The organism is Marinobacter sp. UBA2498, from assembly GCF_002341575.1.
Taxonomy (GTDB): domain Bacteria; phylum Pseudomonadota; class Gammaproteobacteria; order Pseudomonadales; family Oleiphilaceae; genus Marinobacter; species Marinobacter manganoxydans.
On sequence record NZ_DDOI01000063.1, the window covers coordinates 47,188 to 65,707 of the forward strand.

General features: G+C 61.4%; 13 protein-coding genes and 1 pseudogene. 11 read left to right on the forward strand and 3 right to left on the reverse strand.

The genetic code is table 11. From position 1 onward, the window contains the following. The first annotated feature begins 115 nt into the window (after positions 1 to 115). The 6 genes from B2W52_RS08240 (at position 116) to B2W52_RS08265 (ending at position 7,950) form a co-directional block, all read left to right on the forward strand. A complete protein-coding gene (locus B2W52_RS08240) occupies positions 116 to 403 on the forward strand; it encodes a F0F1 ATP synthase subunit C (RefSeq protein ID WP_064229208.1) in 288 nt (95 codons plus the stop codon). 3 nt (positions 404 to 406) lie between these two features. Next, positions 407 to 1,174, forward strand: coding sequence for a F0F1 ATP synthase subunit B family protein (locus B2W52_RS08245; RefSeq protein WP_092031258.1), 768 nt, complete (start codon positions 407 to 409; stop codon positions 1,172 to 1,174). Next, on the forward strand, positions 1,167 to 2,702 hold the full coding sequence (locus B2W52_RS08250) for a F0F1 ATP synthase subunit alpha (RefSeq protein WP_092031256.1): 1,536 nt from the start codon (positions 1,167 to 1,169) through the stop codon (positions 2,700 to 2,702). Before B2W52_RS08245 ends, B2W52_RS08250 begins: the two co-directional genes overlap by 8 nt. After that, positions 2,686 to 3,588 (forward strand): F0F1 ATP synthase subunit gamma, encoded by a 903-nt coding sequence (locus tag B2W52_RS08255; protein WP_092031255.1) that lies wholly within the window; start codon positions 2,686 to 2,688, stop codon positions 3,586 to 3,588. Before B2W52_RS08250 ends, B2W52_RS08255 begins: the two co-directional genes overlap by 17 nt. A gap of 67 nt (positions 3,589 to 3,655) precedes the next feature. Then, complete coding sequence (locus B2W52_RS08260; RefSeq protein WP_092031253.1) at positions 3,656 to 4,723, forward strand: efflux RND transporter periplasmic adaptor subunit; 1,068 nt, start codon at positions 3,656 to 3,658, stop codon at positions 4,721 to 4,723. Next, positions 4,720 to 7,950: an efflux RND transporter permease subunit gene (locus tag B2W52_RS08265; protein ID WP_092031252.1), complete on the forward strand. Its 3,231-nt coding sequence runs from the start codon at positions 4,720 to 4,722 to the stop codon at positions 7,948 to 7,950. Before B2W52_RS08260 ends, B2W52_RS08265 begins: the two co-directional genes overlap by 4 nt. 10 nt (positions 7,951 to 7,960) lie before the next feature. Here B2W52_RS08265 and B2W52_RS08270 read toward each other — a convergent pair whose 3' ends face one another. Then, positions 7,961 to 9,016: a GGDEF domain-containing protein gene (locus tag B2W52_RS08270; protein WP_014579116.1), complete on the reverse strand. Its 1,056-nt coding sequence runs from the start codon at positions 9,014 to 9,016 to the stop codon at positions 7,961 to 7,963. 119 nt (positions 9,017 to 9,135) lie between these two features. Beyond that, positions 9,136 to 9,585: a potassium channel family protein gene (locus tag B2W52_RS08275; protein WP_014579117.1), complete on the reverse strand. Its 450-nt coding sequence runs from the start codon at positions 9,583 to 9,585 to the stop codon at positions 9,136 to 9,138. Positions 9,586 to 9,738: 153 nt separating this feature from the next. Between B2W52_RS08275 and B2W52_RS08280 the strand changes: the two genes are divergently transcribed. The 5 genes from B2W52_RS08280 to B2W52_RS08300 are packed head-to-tail and all read left to right on the forward strand — an operon-like array spanning position 9,739 to position 18,225. Then, entirely contained in the window at positions 9,739 to 10,977 is a 1,239-nt protein-coding gene (locus B2W52_RS08280) for an efflux RND transporter periplasmic adaptor subunit (protein WP_273069075.1), read from the forward strand. Next, on the forward strand, positions 10,974 to 14,141 hold the full coding sequence (locus tag B2W52_RS08285) for an efflux RND transporter permease subunit (protein ID WP_273069073.1): 3,168 nt from the start codon (positions 10,974 to 10,976) through the stop codon (positions 14,139 to 14,141). Before B2W52_RS08280 ends, B2W52_RS08285 begins: the two co-directional genes overlap by 4 nt. Before the next feature lie 46 nt (positions 14,142 to 14,187). Next, positions 14,188 to 14,871, forward strand: a complete 684-nt coding sequence (locus B2W52_RS08290) for an ABC transporter ATP-binding protein (protein WP_273069071.1) — start codon at positions 14,188 to 14,190, stop codon at positions 14,869 to 14,871. Between the two features lie 7 nt (positions 14,872 to 14,878). Beyond that, positions 14,879 to 17,149 carry an FtsX-like permease family protein gene (locus B2W52_RS08295; RefSeq protein WP_286802428.1) on the forward strand — a complete coding sequence of 757 codons (2,271 nt, stop codon included), beginning with the start codon at positions 14,879 to 14,881 and terminating at the stop codon, positions 17,147 to 17,149. Further along, entirely contained in the window at positions 17,146 to 18,225 is a 1,080-nt protein-coding gene (locus tag B2W52_RS08300) for a lipocalin-like domain-containing protein (protein ID WP_286802429.1), read from the forward strand. Before B2W52_RS08295 ends, B2W52_RS08300 begins: the two co-directional genes overlap by 4 nt. 18 nt (positions 18,226 to 18,243) lie before the next feature. Here B2W52_RS08300 and B2W52_RS08305 read toward each other — a convergent pair. Beyond that, positions 18,244 to 18,520 (reverse strand): annotated as a pseudogene (locus B2W52_RS08305) (ammonium transporter); the annotation flags it as partial.

Consider the following 18,520-nt stretch of genomic DNA (forward strand, 5'->3'; position numbering starts at 1 on the left):
TGCTCGGGCTGCTGACGGGTCTGATCCAGGCTTACATATTCGCCATTCTGGCGACGGTTTATATCTCATCGGCGACAGCCACCGCTGGAAAGCCTCCAAGCAAGGAGAAAGACGAATGAGTGACTTTGCCCTGATTGCCGCGGTTTCCATTCTGACCGCCGGCCTGTCCGTGGCTTTTGGTGCAATCGGTCCGGCTCTCGGCGAGGGCCGGGCTGCGGCGGCGGCCCTTGCCGCCATTGCCCAGCAGCCGGATTCTGCCTCCACTTTGTCGCGAACCCTGTTCGTCAGCCTGGCCATGATCGAGTCTACGGCCATCTACTGTTTTGTTGTGGCGATGATTGTCCTGTTTGCCAATCCGTTCTGGGATCAGGCAATGCAGGCCGCCCAGTCGGCGGCAGGTTGAATCATGTCTGTTGACTGGGTCACGGTGCTTGCCCAGATCGGCAATTTCCTAGTGCTGGTCTGGCTTCTGAAGCGTTTTCTGTACAAGCCCATCCTGAATGGAATCGATGCCCGTGAGTCCGAGATCGCAGCACGGATGGGGGAAGCGGAAATAGCGCAGAAGCAGGCCTCAGCGGCCGAAGCTGCGTTTCTGGAGCAGAAGCGGGCACTGCTGGTCGACCACTCCGAACAGGTGGAGCGTATTCGTCAGCAGGCGGAAAAAGAGAAAGACACTCTGCTCGCCGCCACGCGGGAGAGCCTGGAACGGGAAAAACAGGAATGGCAGGCACATCTGAATTCAGAGCGGGACCGATTTATCAGTGAGTTGCACCTGGCCAGCGCCGAAACACTTTACCAACTGGTGCGACGGGCCCTGCGCGATCTGGCGGATGAGGATCTCGAGGAGCGTATTGGGCTGCATGTGATCGGAAAGCTGAAATCCATGAAGCCGGAGCTGGTCTCCGCCGCTGGCAACGCGGAACAGGCGGTTGCCACCACTCACGAGCCGCTCCCGGACAGAACACAGGAAAAGATTCGAACGGCGTTGGCAGGCCTGGCTCCGGACCTTGAGTTGGGTTTCACAACGGATCCCGGTCAGGCTCCGGGGCTGATCCTGCGTATTGGCAGCGTTCAGGTGGCCTGGACGGTCGACAGTTATACCGATGAGCTGACCGCTATGTTATCCGAACGCTTGGCGTCGGGTGGGACCGGATGGATGCAAAATCATGGCTGAGAAACCGTCCTTTACTCCGGCCAGGAACTTTTTGGGCGCCTTAATGGACGGCCCGACGCCTGCCCCTGCGCTGACCGAAGTGGGCACGGTTGCCGAGGTTGGTGACGGTATTGCTGTTGTCTCTGGCCTTGCCCGGGCACTTGCTGACGAGTTGCTGGTGTTCGCTTCGGGTGTCCGGGGTGTGGTGCTGGATCTGGAGCCGGATCGACTGGGCGTGATTTTGCTGGGGCCTTCTGATCGGGTCACCTCGGGAGAGGATGTCTGGCGAACCCATAAAGTATTCAGTGTACCGGTGGGCACGGGCCTTATCGGCCGCATTCTCGATGCCACCGGAAGCCCGCGTGACGGTAAGGGGGCTGTAGTGTCGACCGCTGAGCGACCGGTGGAGGCCAGCGCGCCCGGCATACTGAGCCGGGCTCCGGTGAACCGACCGCTGGCCACCGGTATCAAGGTCATTGATGGTGCGGTCCCGATCGGTCTGGGCCAGAGGGAGCTTATCATTGGGGACCGACAGACCGGAAAAACGTCCATTGCTATCGATACGATTCTCAACCAGGCCCGCTCAGACGTACTGAGCATTTACTGTGCAATCGGCCAGCGCGGAGACGCGGTTGCCCGAGTTATTGAAACCCTGCGGAAAGCCGGCCGTCTGGCGAGCACCATTGTTGTTGCGGCCGGGGATGAGGACGCGCCCGGGCTGGCCTATGTCGCACCCTACGCAGCGATGACGATGGCGGAATACTTTTCCGACCAGGGGCGGGATGTACTGGTGGTTTTCGACGATCTTACCCACCATGCCCGCTCCTATCGGGAACTGTCTCTGCTTCTGCGCCGCCCGCCGGGCCGGGAAGCTTTTCCCGGGGATATCTTCTATGTACATGCCAGATTGCTGGAGCGGGCCGGTCAATTCACCGCAGAAGCCGGGGGTGGTTCCATTACCGCCTTGCCGGTTGTCGAAACCCAGGCAGAGAATCTCTCCGCCTACATTCCGACGAATCTCATTTCGATTACCGACGGACAGATCTACCTGTCCCCCAGGCTGGTGCGAAAAAACCAGTTCCCTGCGGTGGATATCGGGCTTTCCGTGTCCAGGGTCGGAGGCAAGGCCCAGCATCGGGCGTTCCGGGAGGTGGCAGGAAATCTACGTGTCACCCTGTCCCAGTTCGAGGAGCTGGAGGATTTTGCCCGATTCGGAACCCGCCTGGACGACAACACCAGGGCCCGTCTGACCCGCGGGGCAGCGGTCCGGACCGCATTGCGGCAGCCCGAGCGGGATCCCATGCCGGCTGTCGAGCAGCTTCTGGTATTGATGGCTGCCCTGGAAGGGCTGCTCGATGGCCTTTCAGAGAACGAAGTTGCCGAGACCATGATCAGGATGCGCAACAGTGTGGGTGACTCCCTGAAAGATGTAGACGAGCGTATTCGACAGAATCGTTCGCTGGAGGAAGCGGAAAAGCAAAGCCTGTTGCGGGTGGCCAGGACAGCCCTGGCACTGTCAGGAGAGGATCGTCATGGCCCAGACGCTTGAAACCCTGTCCAGGCGGACGGACACCCTTGGCAGCATTCGTAGCATTGTTCATACCATGAAAACCATGTCTGCGATCAATGCAGTGCCCTATGAGCATGCCGCCCGATCCATTGAGTCCTATCACCAGACCGTGCTGGACGGTCTGCGGGCATTTGTCGCGAAAACCGGGCCTGTGTCGGTGCCGGACGTCGCTCAGGCCGAACGGCTGTTGGTGGTGTTCGGTTCCGATCACGGTTTGTGCGGCAATTACAACGAAATACTCGCAGAAAGCGCAAGGTCGGAGTCATTGAAGGCCGGTAGCCCGGCCCGTGTTCTTTGCGTGGGTGCCCGCATGGGCGATGCGCTCGGCGATCAGGGCATCCGCCCGGAGTTTACCTTCCTGCCGCCGGCATCGGCCGATGGCATCGGACGTCTGGCCAGCGACATAGTGACGCGACTGGACGAAATCGGGGGTGGCGATGTGCATAACAGGATCGCTGTGACCCTGGTGTTCACCCGACGAGCCGACAAAGGACAACGTGAACCGGAAATAAGCCAGTTGCTGCCGCTGGAGCCCGCGTTGTTGTCAGGTTCCGGGGCGTCTGGCTGGCACTCCCGCTCCCTTGCCGATTACACGATGCCGCCAGCCCCATTGTTCGCGGCGCTGCTGCGTAACCACATATTTGCCAGCGTTTTCCGCGCGTCGGCCGAAGCGATGGTTACGGAGAACGCGGCCCGGCTGGCCCTGATGCAACAGGCGGAGCAGGCGGTTGATGACCGGCTTGAAGAGGTGGGCGGTCAGTTCCGATTGGTACGGCAGGACGAAATAACCAACGAACTGATGGACATTATTGTTGGCTTTGAGGCCCTCAAGAAGCCATCCGTCGTGCATTCCAGCAGTTCGTAGAATGCTCTCGGCTCCCATTTTTGATAACCTTTAGGTATTATCTAATAACCTGAATTGGAGGTGCGCAATGGGTCGGCTGGTCGCTGCAGGCGTGATGGTCTCCCTGGCGTTGCTGTCCGCGATGGCTCAGGCCCAAAGCAGTGAACGGGCGTTGATGTCAGAAACGGTCGAGCGCAGCCTGTTGCAGGAGACAGTGCATCTTGACGGCGTCATCGAAGCGGTACAGCAAAGTACGGTGTCCGCCCAGACCAGCGGTACTGTCCGGAGTCTCCCCTTCGATGTTGATGATTCCGTGGCTGCCGGCGACCTGATTGTCCAGCTGGAGGACAGTGAACAGCGGTCCCGTCTGCGCCAGGCCGAGGCCGGGCTTGAGGAGGCCGAGGCGGCATTGGCGGATGCTGGGCAGCGCTTTGAGCGTATTGAAGCGGTACACGAGCGTGGCCTTGTGTCCCGGCAGGAATTCGACCAGGCCCGCAACAACCTTGCCGCTGCCAGGGCCCGGGTCGAACGCGCCCGGGCTTCGGTTTCAGAGGCGCAGGAGCAACTCTCCTATACCCGTGTGCTGGCACCCTACGGTGGCATTCTTACCGAACGACATGTCGAAGTCGGAGAAGCCGTCAACCCTGGCCAGCCGCTGCTCAGCGGCTTGTCCCTGGAGCAGCTCCGGGTTGTGGTGGATCTTCCCCAGAAGTATGCCGAACTGGCCCGCATGGAGCGTCAGGCCCAGGTCACCCTGGCTGATGGCCGGGTGCTGGAAACCGGTGAGATGACCTTCTACCCCTATGCCGATCCGCAAACTCACACCTTCCGTCTGCGGATGCGGCTGAGTGAGCCCAATGGCTCGCTGTTTCCCGGCATGCTGGTGAAGGTCAGTGTGCCGGTTGCCAGCCGTGAGACCCTGTGGATTCCGTTCAGCAGCCTGATCCAGCGCAGCGAGCTCCGGGCGGTGTTTGTGCTCGATGATCAGGATCAGCCCAGGCTGAGGCAGGTTCGCACTGGCGTGCGGGACAATGGCCGGCTGGAGGTTCTTGCGGGCCTGAGCGAGGGCGAGCGGGTAGTTACAAACCCGTCTGTCCTGGTGGGCAGCGAGCGCCTGAATCCGCTTGAAAGAACGGGCGAGGAGTCGAACCCGTGAGCCGTGATTTGCCGCCTGTTGGCCCCTCCGGCGCCATTGCCCGAGTCTTCCAGGACAACCACCTGACACCGTTGCTGGCCATTCTGGCGATCATTCTTGGCGTGCTGGCTGTGGTGGTCACACCCAAAGAGGAAGAACCCCAGATTGACGTCACCATGGCCGATATCATGGTGGCGTTTCCGGGCGCCAGCACCCGGGAGGTGGAAAGCGCGATCGCCACGCCGGCCGAACAGGTGATGAGCGAGATCAAGGGCGTCGAGCATGTCTATTCCGTGTCCCGCCAGGGCCAGGCGGTGATCACGGTGCAGTTCGAGGTGGGCATCCCGCGGCAGGAAGCCCTGGTCAGGCTCTACAATCAGGTGTATTCCAACCAGGACTGGTTGCCGCCCAACCTGGGCGCTGCCCAGCCGGTGGTCAAGCCCAAGGGCATTGATGATGTCCCGGTGATGACACTCACTCTCTATGATCCGGTCAACGGGCATACGGGGGAGGAACTGACTCGCCTGGCGCACATGCTGGAAGTCGCCCTGAAACGGGTCCCCGGCACCCGGGATGTCTATACCACCGGCGGGATCCCGGATCGGGTCGATATCCGGTTCGATCCGGCGTTGCTGGCGGGGTTCAACCTCACCATCGATGACATCCGGAACGCCCTGATGGCGGCCAACACCAGCAGCCAGGAGGCACGGATTGCCCGGGACAACCTGTCGATACCGGTCCAGGCCGGAACGCTGTTGGAAACCGTGGAGGATGTCCGGCGCCTTGTTGTGGGCATGCACAATGGCTCCGCGGTGTACCTGGAGGACGTGGCGCAGGTCCGCCGGGGAGGCACCGTGGCGGACCAGAGTGTAATGACCGGATTCGGGCCGGCCCGGGAAGCCGGCGTGGCTGGCCAGCCCGGCGAGGTTTATCCGGCGGTTACCCTGGCCATCGCCAAGAAGCCGGGCGAGAACGCCATCAATATCACCACGGCCATTGAAGAGCGTCTGGACCAGCTGCGCAACCGGGCCCTGCCGGAATCGGTGGAAGTGCTGGTCACCCGGGACTATGGCGTAACCGCCTCCCAGAAAGCCCGAAAACTGATTACCGATCTGATCTCCGCCACTTTGTGCGTTGTGCTGCTAGTGCTGGCGGCCATGGGCTGGCGCCAGGCCCTGATTGTCGGCATCGCGGTTCTGATTACCCTGCTGCTGACCCTGGTGTTCTCCTGGGCATGGGGATTTACCCTGAACCGGGTGTCCCTGTTCGCGCTGATATTCTCCATCGGCATCCTGGTGGACGACGGCATCGTCATCACCGAGAACATCAATCGCCGGATCCAGAACTCCCGTCGTGCGGTCAAGGACATCATCCCGGTGGCCGTGGATGAAGTGGGCACGCCTACCATCATGGCCAGTCTTACCATCATGGCAGCGCTGATTCCGATGGCGTTTGTCAGTGGCCTGATGGGCCCCTACATGAGCCCGATTCCGATCAATGCCTCCGCGGGTATGGTGCTGTCCCAGATTGTCGCCTTCGTGGTGGCCCCATGGCTGGCCTTCAGGCTTCTCAAACACAAGAAGGGGGAGCAGGCTGCCGAAGCCGAGGAGGCGTCCAGCTCTGCGGAAGGCGTCAGCCCGTTATCCCTGCGAATTTTCCGGACCGTGCTCGGGCCATTTCTGGGTGATCATCCCTGGCGCCGCCGTTTGCTGGCACTGGGGGTGGTGGGTCTTACCCTCGTGGCTTCGTCATTGCCGGTGTTCCAGGCGGTGATCCTGAAGATGCTGCCGTTCGACAACAAGTCGGAACTGCAGGTTGTGGTCGACATGCCCGAGCGCACGCCCATGGAACAGACCCAGCGGGTGTTGCTGGATATGGGCAGCTACCTGGAAACGGTGGACGAAGTAACCAACTGGCAAACCTTCGCCGGCACCGCCTCACCCATCAATTTCAATGGCCTGGTTCGTCAGTATTACCTGCGTGGCGATCCCTACCACGGGGATATACAGATCAATCTCATGGATGAGGAGAGTCGGGACCGGTCGTCCCATACGATTGCACAATCCCTCCGGGACCCACTGACCGAAATCGGTGACCGGTACGGAGCCAGTGTGAAGATTGTCGAAGTGCCGCCCGGGCCGCCGGTACTGTCACCCGTGGTGGCCGAGATCTATGCGGTGGATGAAACCCGCCGGGCAGAGCTGGCCCGGCAAGTGGCCGAAGGCATGACCAGCGTCGATGGCCTGGTGGATATCGACACCACCCTGGAGGCACCCACACGGCAGTGGGAAGTGGTGGTGGATCGGGACCGTGCGGCACGGCTCGGTGTTTCCCAGGCCCAAGTGGTCGGTGCCCTGCAGACCGCCCTGGGGGGAACCGGGGTCAGCTTCCTGCATGATGATCATGCCAAATACCCTGTTCCGATACGGGTGATTCTAGGTGAAGGCGACAAGGCCCAGCCATCGGTGCTGTTATCGCTGAAGGTGCGGAGCCGCAGCGGCGCACTGGTTCCTCTGGCAAGCATTGCGGACGTACACGAAGCCGACTGGATGGGGGCGATCTACCACAAGGATCTGCTACCGGTAACCTACGTGACAGCAGACATGGCGGGGGAGATCGATTCGCCGCTGTACGGCATGTTTGCCATGGTCGAGCGCCTGAACCAGCAAGCGGGGGCCCCGGAGCAGTATTTCATCGACCAGCCCCCATTGCCGGAAAAGGGCACGCTCAAATGGGACGGCGAATGGCAGATTACCTACGAAACCTTCCGGGACATGGGCGCGGCTTACAGCGTGGGTGTGTTCATGATCTTCGTTCTGCTGGTGGCGCAGTTCCGTTCCTATATTCTGCCGCTGGTGATCATGGCGCCCATCCCGCTGACCCTGATCGGCATCATGCCCGGCCATGCGCTGCTGGGGCGCGAGTTCACGGCCACCAGCATGATTGGCATGATTGCCCTGGCCGGGATCATCGTGCGCAACTCGATCCTGCTGGTGGTGTTTATCCGGCAGCTCATTGAGGAGGGTGTCGAGCTTGATGAGGCGGTGGTTCTGGCGGGCGCGGTGCGCATCAAACCCATCGCGTTGACGGCGATCTCGGCGATGGTGGGTGCTTACTTTATTCTGAACGATCCGATTTTTAACGGCCTGGCGATATCGCTGGTATTTGGCCTGGCCATGTCCACCTTGTTGACCGTTCTGGTGGTGCCATTGCTTTATTACACACTGGCGCGTTGCAAGTGGGTGTGAGCTAGATTGGTTACGCCTGGCAGGGAACCAGAGCGCTGTCGGAGCTGATGATGCGGTTACGTCCGGAATCCTTGGCGTGATAGAGGTACTGGTCGGCTCGGCCGATCAGGCTGCGCAGATCGCCACCGTCCGGACCAAACTGGGCAATGCCGCCGCTGATAGTCAGGCCAATGGATTGATCCTGATAGGGCACGGGGTGAGATTCAATCGCACCCCGGATCTTGTCTGCCACCCGATGAGCCTGGTCTGCGGTGGTGTTGGTGAGCAGAATGGCGAACTCCTCGCCACCCAGCCGGGTGGCCAGATCGGTTGCTCTGAGCGAAGCGCGCAGGGTGCTGGCGACATGCCTGAGCGCCAGGTCTCCGGCCTCGTGACCATGCTGATCATTGACCTGTTTGAAATGGTCCAGATCCAGTACCAGCACGGATAGTGGGGTTCCGTTACGGAGGCTGCGTTTGCGCTCCTGTTCAAACACATCGCTGAGGCGCGCCCGGTTGGCGAGGCCGGTCAGTGCGTCAGTTTGGGCCATTTTAAGCAGGCGTGATTCGGATTGCTCCCGAGTGATCTCGTAAATGTGAGAGAACGCGAGGATGGTCAGTGACATCAGCCCCATATTGGCAATAGGAAGGGGCTGTATCATGTCCGGAGCATCCTGGTATTTGAAAAAGAAGATCACGGCTGCCGTGCCCATGAACACGGCAGATACCAGCAGGCCCAGGCGCCGGCCCATCAGAAGGTGGGAAAGGATGGGAATCAACAGGACCCAGGCGAAGACCGTGGTGGTTGCCCGGGGTGATGTGAGTGCGAACATCATGGTGATGCAGAACGGCAGGATAAAGGCGAGAATCCAGCGTTCCAGGTGTCTCGTGTTGCCAATGGCCCAGAGGATGAAAACCGAGTAGCAGGCCATGCCAAGCTCGGCAAAGGCCAGGGGGTAATTCTCTCTCTGGACGTTGAGGGTAAAAAACAGCAGGCCGCTGATGGCGGTAAAGATCAGCAGCGTCTTCAGTACCGCTTTGCGGTAAGGACGGGCAAGGTGCTTCTGTGATTCCCTGTAGCTTTCCATGGGTCTGGTCTGAATGTCCGGCGCTCTGGGGTGATATGTACAAAGATAGTGCACATGCCGCAAGATCCGGGTATTAGATCAGAATCAATGCAAAGTAACCGTCGATCTTAGACTAAAGTCTAGCGGGTGGGCCAGTAACGCTGCATTTCCACGAACAAGAAGGAGGCGCTCCAGGTGATCAGAACCAGCCCGGAAAGCGCTTCTATGCCGGTGAGGAAACGCAGGATGCCAAAGGGTTCGACATCCCCGTAGCCGACGGTGGTAAATGTGGTGAAGGAGAAGTAGACGCAGTCCAGGATGCTGCCGCTGAAATTGCCGCCAAGTTCGCCCCAGCCCTCGGCATGGTGCATGAGATAAAAAGCACCGGCAAAGATCCAGACTTGCAGGGTGTGTGCGGCGAGAACGCCGAATACGGCGGCAATCAACCGGAACCGATGGCTCTGCCGCATTTTCGACAGGAGTCCACTCAAATTAATCAGTACTTCGTGGTGGATCAGGACCACGACGGCAACGATCAACCCGTTGATCAGCGTTGCGTTCAGGAGATTGACATGATGTTCTACTGCCAAGACAGATACTCTCCGTTGCCATGAATGGAGGATACACCGCGTAAAATTGACGCAGGACCCAGGCTTGTCCGATCCGAAAACGAGCCTTGATTGTATAGTAGTCTGAACCTAACAGCCCGACGGGCTTTTTTTACCTTAGCTGGCCAGCAAGTAATGTCCAAACGACTCATTCCCGTATTGATTCTCGCCGTCGGTATCGCCGGTTTCATGATTCTCAAGATGACACGCCCGGAGCCTGCAGAGGTCAGTGCCACCGAGCGGAGTTGGCGTGTTCAGGTTCAGCAGGTTGAGCCGGGAACCCACACGCCGGTTTTGCCCCTTTACGGAGAGGTTCTTGCGCCTGAGCAACTGACGGTAACCGCTACCCTGGCGGGCCGTATCGGTGCCAGACCGGTAACGGAGGGGCAGCGTGTCAGTGAGGGAGAGCTTCTGGTGGCTCTGGATGAGGCCGATATCCAACCCGCCCTGGCTCAGGCCGAGGCTCAGGTAAACGATCTGAAAGCCCAGATCCGATCGGAGCAGGTGCGCTATCGGAATGACCAGGCAGCGCTGGCCAGCGAGCAGGCGATTCTCGAGAACGCCCGCCGACAGCTGGAGCGAACCCGATCGCTGGTTAGCCGGAACCTGGCCTCCCGCGAAGCGCTGGAGGCGGCCACTGATGCTGCCGCACGAGCCGAGCTGACGGTGAATACCCGGCAGCGCGCGATTGAAGAGCACCCGGCTCGGCTGCAGAGCCTCGAAGCAAAATTGGCCCAGGCCGAGGCAAACCTGCTCAGCACGCGGCGGGATGCCGAACGAGCCCGTATGGTTGCGCCTTTCGACGGCATGGTGACCGATATCCGGGTTGCCGAGGGAGATCAGGTAAGCCGAAACGAACCGCTGCTGTCGCTCTATCCCGTGGATGGTCTTGAACTCAGGGCCCGGGTCCCGGAGATGTTCCGTGGCGAGCTGCTGGATGCGCTGGCCCGCGGGGAAACCCTGACGGCCACCAGCGAGGGGGATCAGCACCGGTTCCGGCTCACCCGCTTCGCCGGCACCAGCGATGCCTCCGGTACTGAAGCCATTCTTGAACTTGAGGGCGAGGCCGGTGGAATACGGCCGGGGGGGCTGTTGCCCGTGACCCTGGAGCGGGCCGCCCGCAGCAATACCGTGTCGATACCGTTCAGCGCCCTCTACGGTGCCGACAGCGTCTACCTGATGTCCTCTGATGGCCGGATGGAGCGCGCCCGGATCGAGCGCATTGGCGAAGCCCGGAGTAGCAATGGCGAGCGTCGCCTTCTGGTGTCTGGCGAAGCCCTGGTGTCTGGCGCGCAACTGATCACCACTCATCTGCCCAATGCAGTCACCGGCCTCAAGGTCGATGTGGCGGATTCCGGAGCAGCGGAGCAATGAGTCGCAAAAAGGGTGTCATCGGTTTTTTCGTTCATCACCGGGTTGCTGCCAATCTGGTGATGCTGGTGATGCTGCTCGGTGGCGTGCTGGCCCTGACCCGGATGAACATCCAGTTCTTCCCCACCTTCGCCCTGGATGTGGTCAGCGTTCGGGTGGTCTGGAGTGGTGCCTCCGCGGAAGATGTGGAGCAGGGCATTACCAACCCACTGGAACAGCGTCTGCGCAGCGTGGATGGCCTGAAGAAATTGACCTCCACGTCGGCCCAGAGTGTGTCCTCCATAACGCTCGAATTCGAGGAGGGCACCAACCCGATTCAGGCCCTGGATGACGTTCGCCAGCAGGTGGACGAGTTCACCAACTTCCCCGCCGAGGCGGAAGAACCCCAGGTAACCCGGATAGAACGCTACGAGCCGGTAGCACGCTTGCTGGTGTTTGGTGATGTGGATCGAAGCGAGCTGCGACAGCTGGCTTACCGGTTTGAGGATGAATTGCTTCAGCGCGGTATCGACCGGGTATCGATTCGTGGCCTGCCGGAGCAGCAGATCAGCATTGATGTGCCGGTTGAACGGCTGGAGACACTGGGGCTGTCACTGGATCAGATTGCCGAGCGCGTGGCTGCTATCTCACGGGATCTGCCTGCGGGCATGATGGCCCAGCAGGATGCCACCCGGGAGCTCCGGGCCGTGGAGCAAAGGCGCAGCCCCCAGGAATTCGAGAGCGTTCCGGTGCTCAGTGGTGAGCGGATTCAGCTGAACCTGGGCGATGTGGCGATCATCCGGCAGGAGGCCCGCGAGAGCCAGCTAACCCTGGAAAAGGACGGCAAGCCCGCGGTAGAGCTGCAGCTTCAGCGGTCCGAGAACGGCAATTCGCTGGCTGCGGCGAAGGTACTGGAGACCTGGCTGGCGGACACCCGGCCGGTCCTGCCCCCGACGGTGAAGCTGGAGGTATACGACGAGACCTGGCAGCTGCTGGATGATCGTATCTCACTGCTGGTGAACAATGGTCTGGGTGGTCTGGTACTGGTGGTCTGCCTGCTTTACCTGTTTCTCCCCGGCCGGGTGGCCATGTGGGTGGCCATTGGTATTCCGACGGCTTTTTTGGCCGCCATGGGCGTACTCTGGCTGATCGGTGGCTCGATCAACATGATTTCCCTGTTTGCCCTGATCATGGCGCTGGGGGTGATCGTCGACGATGCCATTGTGGTGGGCGAGGATGCCGACGCCCACGCCCGCATGGGAGAGGAATCCATTTACGCCTCGGAGGGGGCGGCCAAACGCATGGTCTGGCCGGTGCTGGCCTCATCCCTGACCACGGTGGCCGCCTTTATGCCGCTGTTGGTGGTGGGGGGTGTCATCGGCAATATTCTTGGCGATATACCGCTGGTGATGATCTGTGTTCTGATCGCTTCCCTGCTTGAGTGTTTTATCGTACTGCCGGCGCACCTGCGCCATGCCTTTGTGCCCCGGCGCAAGAAAAAAGTGGGGGAGGCTGAACCGGAGCCGAAACGGCCGGGCCCGGTAGAGCGCTTCCGACGAGGCTTTGAACAGCGTTTCGACCGTTTCCGGGAAGGCCGGTTTCGCCGATTCTCCCGTTACAGCCTGGAACACCGGGGCGCCACGGTGGCGAGCGCGGTGGCTCTGGCTATTGTAACGGTTGGTCTGCTGGCCGGCGGCCGGCTCGGGTTCAACTTTTTCCCGACACCGGAGCCTTCGGTGTTCTACGCCAATGCCAGCTTTGTGGCCGGTACCGACCGTGGCACGGTGAATGATTTCCTGAGCCAGATGCAGCAAACGCTCAATGAGACTGAAGAGGCTCTGGGCGGCGACTTTATCCTCCATGCCGTCACCACCCGGGGCGCGACCCAGGGGGCGGAAGGCAGCTCCCGCAGTGGCGACGAGCTGGGTTCGATGATGATTGAACTGGTGCCGTCAGACCGTCGCTCGGTCCGCAACCCGGAATTCATCACCGAGTGGCGCAGCCGTCTGGAGACGCCCGCCGGCCTGGACAACCTGACGATTTCCGAGCGTCAGGCCGGCCCCCCGGGCCGGGATGTCAACGTGCGGCTGACCGGTGAGGACGCCGAACGACTCAAGCAGGCAGCCGATGAACTGAGCCAGGCGCTTTCCACACTGCCCGGCGTGCTGGATGTGGAAGACGACATGCCCTGGGGCCGGGAACAGCTGATTTACCAGGTCAGCCCCTATGGCGAGGCTCTGGGACTGACCACCTCGGATCTGGGGCGTCAGCTGCGGGCCGCTTTTGATGGCCGGATTGCCCAGATCTATCAGGACGGCCGCGACGAAGTCGAGGTTCGGGTCCAGTTGCCCCGGGAACAGCGGGAGCGGCTATCCACCCTCTCCAGAATGACGGTCCGGGTACCCGACGGGCGTTTCGTACCGCTAACCCAGGTGATGAACCTGGACCATCGCCAGGGTTTCCAGGCCTTGCGGCACGCCGAGGGCCGGCTGGCTGTGGAGGTAACGTCGGGGCTTAACACACGGGTCAGTACCACCGACCAGATTCTGACGAGTCTTGAGGCCGAGGCTCTGCCGGATATTGCCAGTCGATACAATGTGCGTTACAGCTTCGAGGGCCGGTCCGCCGACCAACGGGAGACGCTGGGTGATATGCAGACTGGCCTGGTCATCGGGCTGGCGCTCATGTACGTAGTGCTGGCCTGGGTGTTCGCTTCCTGGAGCCTGCCGCTCATCGTTATGGCCATTATTCCCTTTGCCCTGGTGGGCGCGTTGCTGGGCCACTGGCTGATGGGCCTGCAGCTGACCATACTGTCGTTGTTTGGCCTGTTCGGTCTGTCCGGGATTGTGGTCAATAACGCCATCATCCTCGTAGCTTTCTACAACCAGCAGCGGAAAAAAGGACTGGGTATCACCGATGCGCTCAATGAAGCGGCGGTGCAGCGGGTGCGGGCGGTCATGTTGACCTCCCTGACGACCATCGGTGGTCTGCTGCCTCTGATGTTCGAGACGTCCTTGCAGGCTCAGTTCCTGATTCCCATGGCCACCTCAATTGCCTTTGGTCTTGGGCTGTCGACCCTGCTGGTGTTGCTGGTGATACCGGCGCTGCTGTCCTGGTTGGAGCAGTTCCGGGAGTGGCGCGCTCGCCGGCATGATTCCTTTGCCGAGCCCATCGGAGCCCCTGACTGACAGGGGTGCTCCGAGTCAGGGGCCCAACCAATCAGACAGGAAACAGATGGTGGATTTTTTGCTTTCGGCCCGTGGCCTGAACAAGCATTTCCGCAGCGGCAACGAGCCGGTGCCGGTGCTCACGGATCTCTCCCTGCATCTGGAGCGGGGCGAGTCGCTGGCCCTGACCGGCCGGTCCGGATCCGGCAAGAGCACCCTGCTGAACATTCTCTGTGGCCTGGAACACCCTGACTCGGGGAGGCTCCAGGTGCTTGGTGAGACGTTCGACAGTCGGGACCCTCAGACCGGGAACAAGGTTGAAGCCCGCTGGGGCAATCTTCGTCGACAGCAGATTGGCGTGGTGTTTCAGGAGGCCAACCTGATGCCCGCTCTGCCGCTGCTGGACAATGTTCGCTTGCGGGCCCGGCTGGCGGGCCATGATGATGACGACTGTCAGGACTGGCTGGAACGGCTGGGCATTGGCGAGCTCGCAGACCGTTTCCCGGATCAGGTCTCCGGCGGGCAGCGCCAGCGCGCGGCACTGGCCATGGTGTTTGCCATGAAGCCGGCACTGATCCTTGCCGATGAACCAACCGGGAGCCTGGACCGGCATACTGCCGAGGCGGTGATCGGGCAACTGTTCGAGCTGCAGGCCCGCCATGGCTGTGGTCTGATCCTCGCTACCCACGACCCCGAACTCGCGACCCGCTGCAGCCAGCACCTGGATCTCGGGCACCTGCCCGAAAACTGAGCCTCCTATGACCCTTCTGGCCGCCCTTTTCAGCCATTATCGCCGACATCCGCTCCAGCTGTTGGCGCTGGCGACGATGATCGTACTGGCCACCATGCTCTGGACCGGCGTGCATCACCTGACCAGTCAGGCCCGGGCCAGTCTCGACCAGAGTGAGTCGGCAGTGGCCGAGCGCCAGCAGGTGGAACGCAAAGATGGCGAAACGGTCACGGTGGCGGATTTTGTCGAGCTCAGGCGCCAGGGCCTGTGCGTGATGCCCTGGCTGGAAGTGTCTTCTTCGGACGGCGGTCGTGTGGTGGGTGTCGACCCGCTGGCGGCCGGATGCTTCGAGAATCCCGACAGCGAAGAGACACCCTGGCGGGGTGAGCTGGAGGGTCGTCCCTTTGTTGATATCAGTGAAGCGGCCGAACTTGCCAAAGGGCAGACAGGCCAGCTGTCATTGCTGATATCGGATGCACACAGTGCCAGGGATCTTCCCTCTGCGTACCGCTTGGCGCCGTTCCGCGTTGGCCCGGATACCGGTGAGCTAGGCGACAGCTTCCTGCTGAATCTGGATGCCCTGGGTGTTCTGGTCCTGCTGATCACCGCCTTGCTGGTGCGCAGCGTGTATCTGCTCGGAATGGCCCAGCGCAGGGACAGTTTCGCCCTGCTGCACCGGTTTGGCGTTTCCCGGGGGCGCATCGACCGCCTGCTGGTCCTGGAGATCATGCTGCTGTCGCTGGTGTGTATTCTGCCCGGGATCTGGCTTGGCCGATGGCTGGCCACCGGTTTGGGCACTGGTTTCGGGCGGGCGCTTGAGGGGCTGTTTGACCAGCCCCTGTACGCAGGTCAGGACGGTGGCTGGCTGATGCCGCTTGCGACCATGCTGGCGGTGGTTCTGGTGGCCTGCCTGGCTGATTTCCTTCGGCCTCTGGCGCGGCGTCTGCCCGGTGATGGCCAACGATATGGATTGTTGCTGGCTCTGATCCTTATGGGCGGTATTGCCATGTCGGTCTGGGTATCCACACTGATCTGGCTTTTCGTCGCCGTGGCGGTAGTGTTCGTTGCTGCTGGCACCCTGGCGCCAATGCTCATTTCCCGGCTCGCAGACTGGCGGGCCGGGAGCGACAAAGACCCGCTATCACGCTGGCGCCACCGGGAACTGTCAGTTCTGTCCCGGCGTCTGGCCCTGCCATTGGTAGCTCTGCAGTTCGCCATGGCCATGGTGCTGGCAGTGCAGGCCCTGGTGACCACCTTCGAAAGCACCTTTGATCGGTGGCTGGCGCAAAGGCTTGAGGCGGATTTTTACATTGAAGTGCCCCAGTCAGTGGATCTGGCGCCCGCCATGGACTGGCTGTCGGAACAGCCGGAACTGGCGGCTTCCGGACTCTGGCATCGGGTGGTGCGGGGTCGGGCAACGCTCCCGGGAGGCAGCAATGAGGCAGGCACGAAGGTCGATGTCTTTGCCCTGGGCCCCATTGGTCCGCTGGTAACCGGATGGCAGCTGTTTGAATCAGCGGCCCGGCCCTGGCAGAGTCTTCAACAGGGAGACGGGGTGATGGTGAATGAACAGCTTGCCCGCAGACAGGGCGTGACTACCGGCCAGAGCCTGACAATGGAACTCGGAAGCCAGGTGTTCGAGCTGCCGGTGCTGGGAATCTACCCCGACTATGGCCGTCCGGCCGGTGAAATTCTGTTGAATACCTCTGTGTTGCCACCGGATTTTATTCCCGGCTTCCAGAGCCTGTCGATCTCACCCGGGGATCTCACGATTGAGACCATCACCCGCCAGTTAAAAGAGATATGGCGGGTAGAGGAGCTGACCGTCCGGGATAACCGGGCCATTGAGAACCTGGCTTCCGCCATTTTCGACCAGACCTTTCTGCTGACCCGGGCCATGACCACCCTGACCCTGATACTGGCTGCGATCGCCCTGCTGATGATGGGCTGGGTGTTTTTCTCCACCCGGGCCTGGTACTTCCGGTTGCTCGTGGTGTGGGGGCTGTCACGGCGAAAGGCCTCGGGCCAGCTGATCCGGCTGTCTGTGTCCCTGACCAGCGCCACTGCGCTGCTGGCCCTGCCCATGGGCATCTGGCTCACCTGGGTTCTGGTTCATCGAATCAACCCCCTGGCCTTTGGCTGGTCCCTGCCCATGGCAATCTATCCGGGGTTCTGGTTTGAGCTCGGTGTGCTGAGCCTGTTGATCGGTCTCAGTATCGCCTTGCTGATGAGTCGTCAGCTCAGATCGCCGGCTTCCTTGCCCGGCAACGCCAACGCCCTGGTGGGAGGCGAACGATGAGTCGCTGTCTCTGGTTGCTATTGCTGCTGGCCCTCGGCGGTTGTTCAGAATCCCGGCAACAGACCGGGTTTGCTGGCCTGGCGGGGGTTGCGGATCCGGAGTCCGAGGTGCCGTTTCTCCAGCCCGGAGCGGGTGATCGCCTGAGCTTTCCGGACGACTTCGGCCCCCACCCGCAACACCGGATCGAGTGGTGGTACCTGACTGCCAACCTGAGGACCGCAGATGGACAACCTCTGGGCCTGCAATGGACCCAGTTCCGCCAGGCGATTACACCGAGGCCGGCGAGCGCTGAGCCGCCGGAGGCGAACACCTGGCCCCTGGAGGCGGCCTGGATGGCTCACGCCGCGGTGAGCTTTGATACCCGACATTACTTCGCGGAGAAGTTGGCCCGCGGTGACGTCGGCCATGCCGGCGCACGGGCAGAGCCTCTGGCTGTCTGGCTGGACGACTGGCAGCTTGAGAGCGCTTCCGACGATGACTCATGGCGTTTGCAGGTGTCGACGGATGGCTGGTCCTATGACCTGTCCCTCAGCATCAACGGTGCCCCCGTGGCACACGGCGACCATGGTTTCAGTGCCAAGTCCGCCGATGGCGAGGGTTCCATGTACTTCAGCCTGGTGGACCTGCAGATAGAAGGCACGGTTACCCTGGGTGACCAGACTCTTGAGGTGTCAGGGCAGGGCTGGTTCGACCGGGAGTGGAGCAGCCAGTTTCTGAAATCCGGCCAGCAGGGCTGGGACTGGTTTGCGCTGCATCTGGATTCGGGCGACAAACTGATGGCTTTCCAGCTCAGGGAAGAAGACGGTGGCTTTCGTGCCGGAACCTGGATTCCGGCTGATGGCGAGCCCATCGCTCTTGGTGCCGATCAGCTCAACCTGACGTCATTAACCCAGGGCGACGGTTATCCCCGTGCATGGCGTCTGGAAGTGCCAGACTTTGGCCTGAACCTGGAGGTGGCTGCGCCAGCGGGGGACTATCGAAACACCGGCCTCTACCCGTACTGGGAGAGCCCGGTGTCGGTATCCGGCAGCCATGGTGGCGTGGGCTACATGGAGCTGACCGGATACGGCGAGTGAACTGCACCGTAACCGGTGTTACTCGACCGCGGTCGCCCCAATCCGGTGAATGCTCAGATCCGCCCCGTTGAACTCTTCCTCTTCGGTCAGGCGCAGGCCAGAGATGGCGTTGATTGCTCCATAAACTATCAGGCCGCCAACAAAGGCCACCACAACGCCCGCCAATGAGCCGATGATCTGCGACATCAGGCTGACGCCGCCAAGGCCTCCCAGCGCTTGCTGGCCGAAAATGCCGCAGGCAATCGCGCCCCAGACACCACAGACACCGTGCAGGGGCCAGACACCCAGAACATCG

What these genes read in the sequence shown, in the direction of transcription:
- B2W52_RS08240 (WP_064229208.1), top strand. Translation starts at nt 116, where the DNA reads ATGAGTGACTTTGCCCTGATTGCCGCGGTTTCCATTCTGACCGCCGGC.
- B2W52_RS08245 (WP_092031258.1), top strand. Translation starts at nt 407, where the DNA reads ATGTCTGTTGACTGGGTCACGGTGCTTGCCCAGATCGGCAATTTCCTA.
- B2W52_RS08250 (WP_092031256.1), top strand. Translation starts at nt 1,167, where the DNA reads ATGGCTGAGAAACCGTCCTTTACTCCGGCCAGGAACTTTTTGGGCGCC.
- B2W52_RS08255 (WP_092031255.1), top strand. Translation starts at nt 2,686, where the DNA reads ATGGCCCAGACGCTTGAAACCCTGTCCAGGCGGACGGACACCCTTGGC.
- B2W52_RS08260 (WP_092031253.1), top strand. Translation starts at nt 3,656, where the DNA reads ATGGGTCGGCTGGTCGCTGCAGGCGTGATGGTCTCCCTGGCGTTGCTG.
- B2W52_RS08270 (WP_014579116.1), bottom strand. Translation starts at nt 9,016, where the DNA reads ATGGAAAGCTACAGGGAATCACAGAAGCACCTTGCCCGTCCTTACCGC.
- B2W52_RS08280 (WP_273069075.1), top strand. Translation starts at nt 9,739, where the DNA reads ATGTCCAAACGACTCATTCCCGTATTGATTCTCGCCGTCGGTATCGCC.
- B2W52_RS08285 (WP_273069073.1), top strand. Translation starts at nt 10,974, where the DNA reads ATGAGTCGCAAAAAGGGTGTCATCGGTTTTTTCGTTCATCACCGGGTT.
- B2W52_RS08290 (WP_273069071.1), top strand. Translation starts at nt 14,188, where the DNA reads ATGGTGGATTTTTTGCTTTCGGCCCGTGGCCTGAACAAGCATTTCCGC.
- B2W52_RS08295 (WP_286802428.1), top strand. Translation starts at nt 14,879, where the DNA reads ATGACCCTTCTGGCCGCCCTTTTCAGCCATTATCGCCGACATCCGCTC.
- B2W52_RS08300 (WP_286802429.1), top strand. Translation starts at nt 17,146, where the DNA reads ATGAGTCGCTGTCTCTGGTTGCTATTGCTGCTGGCCCTCGGCGGTTGT.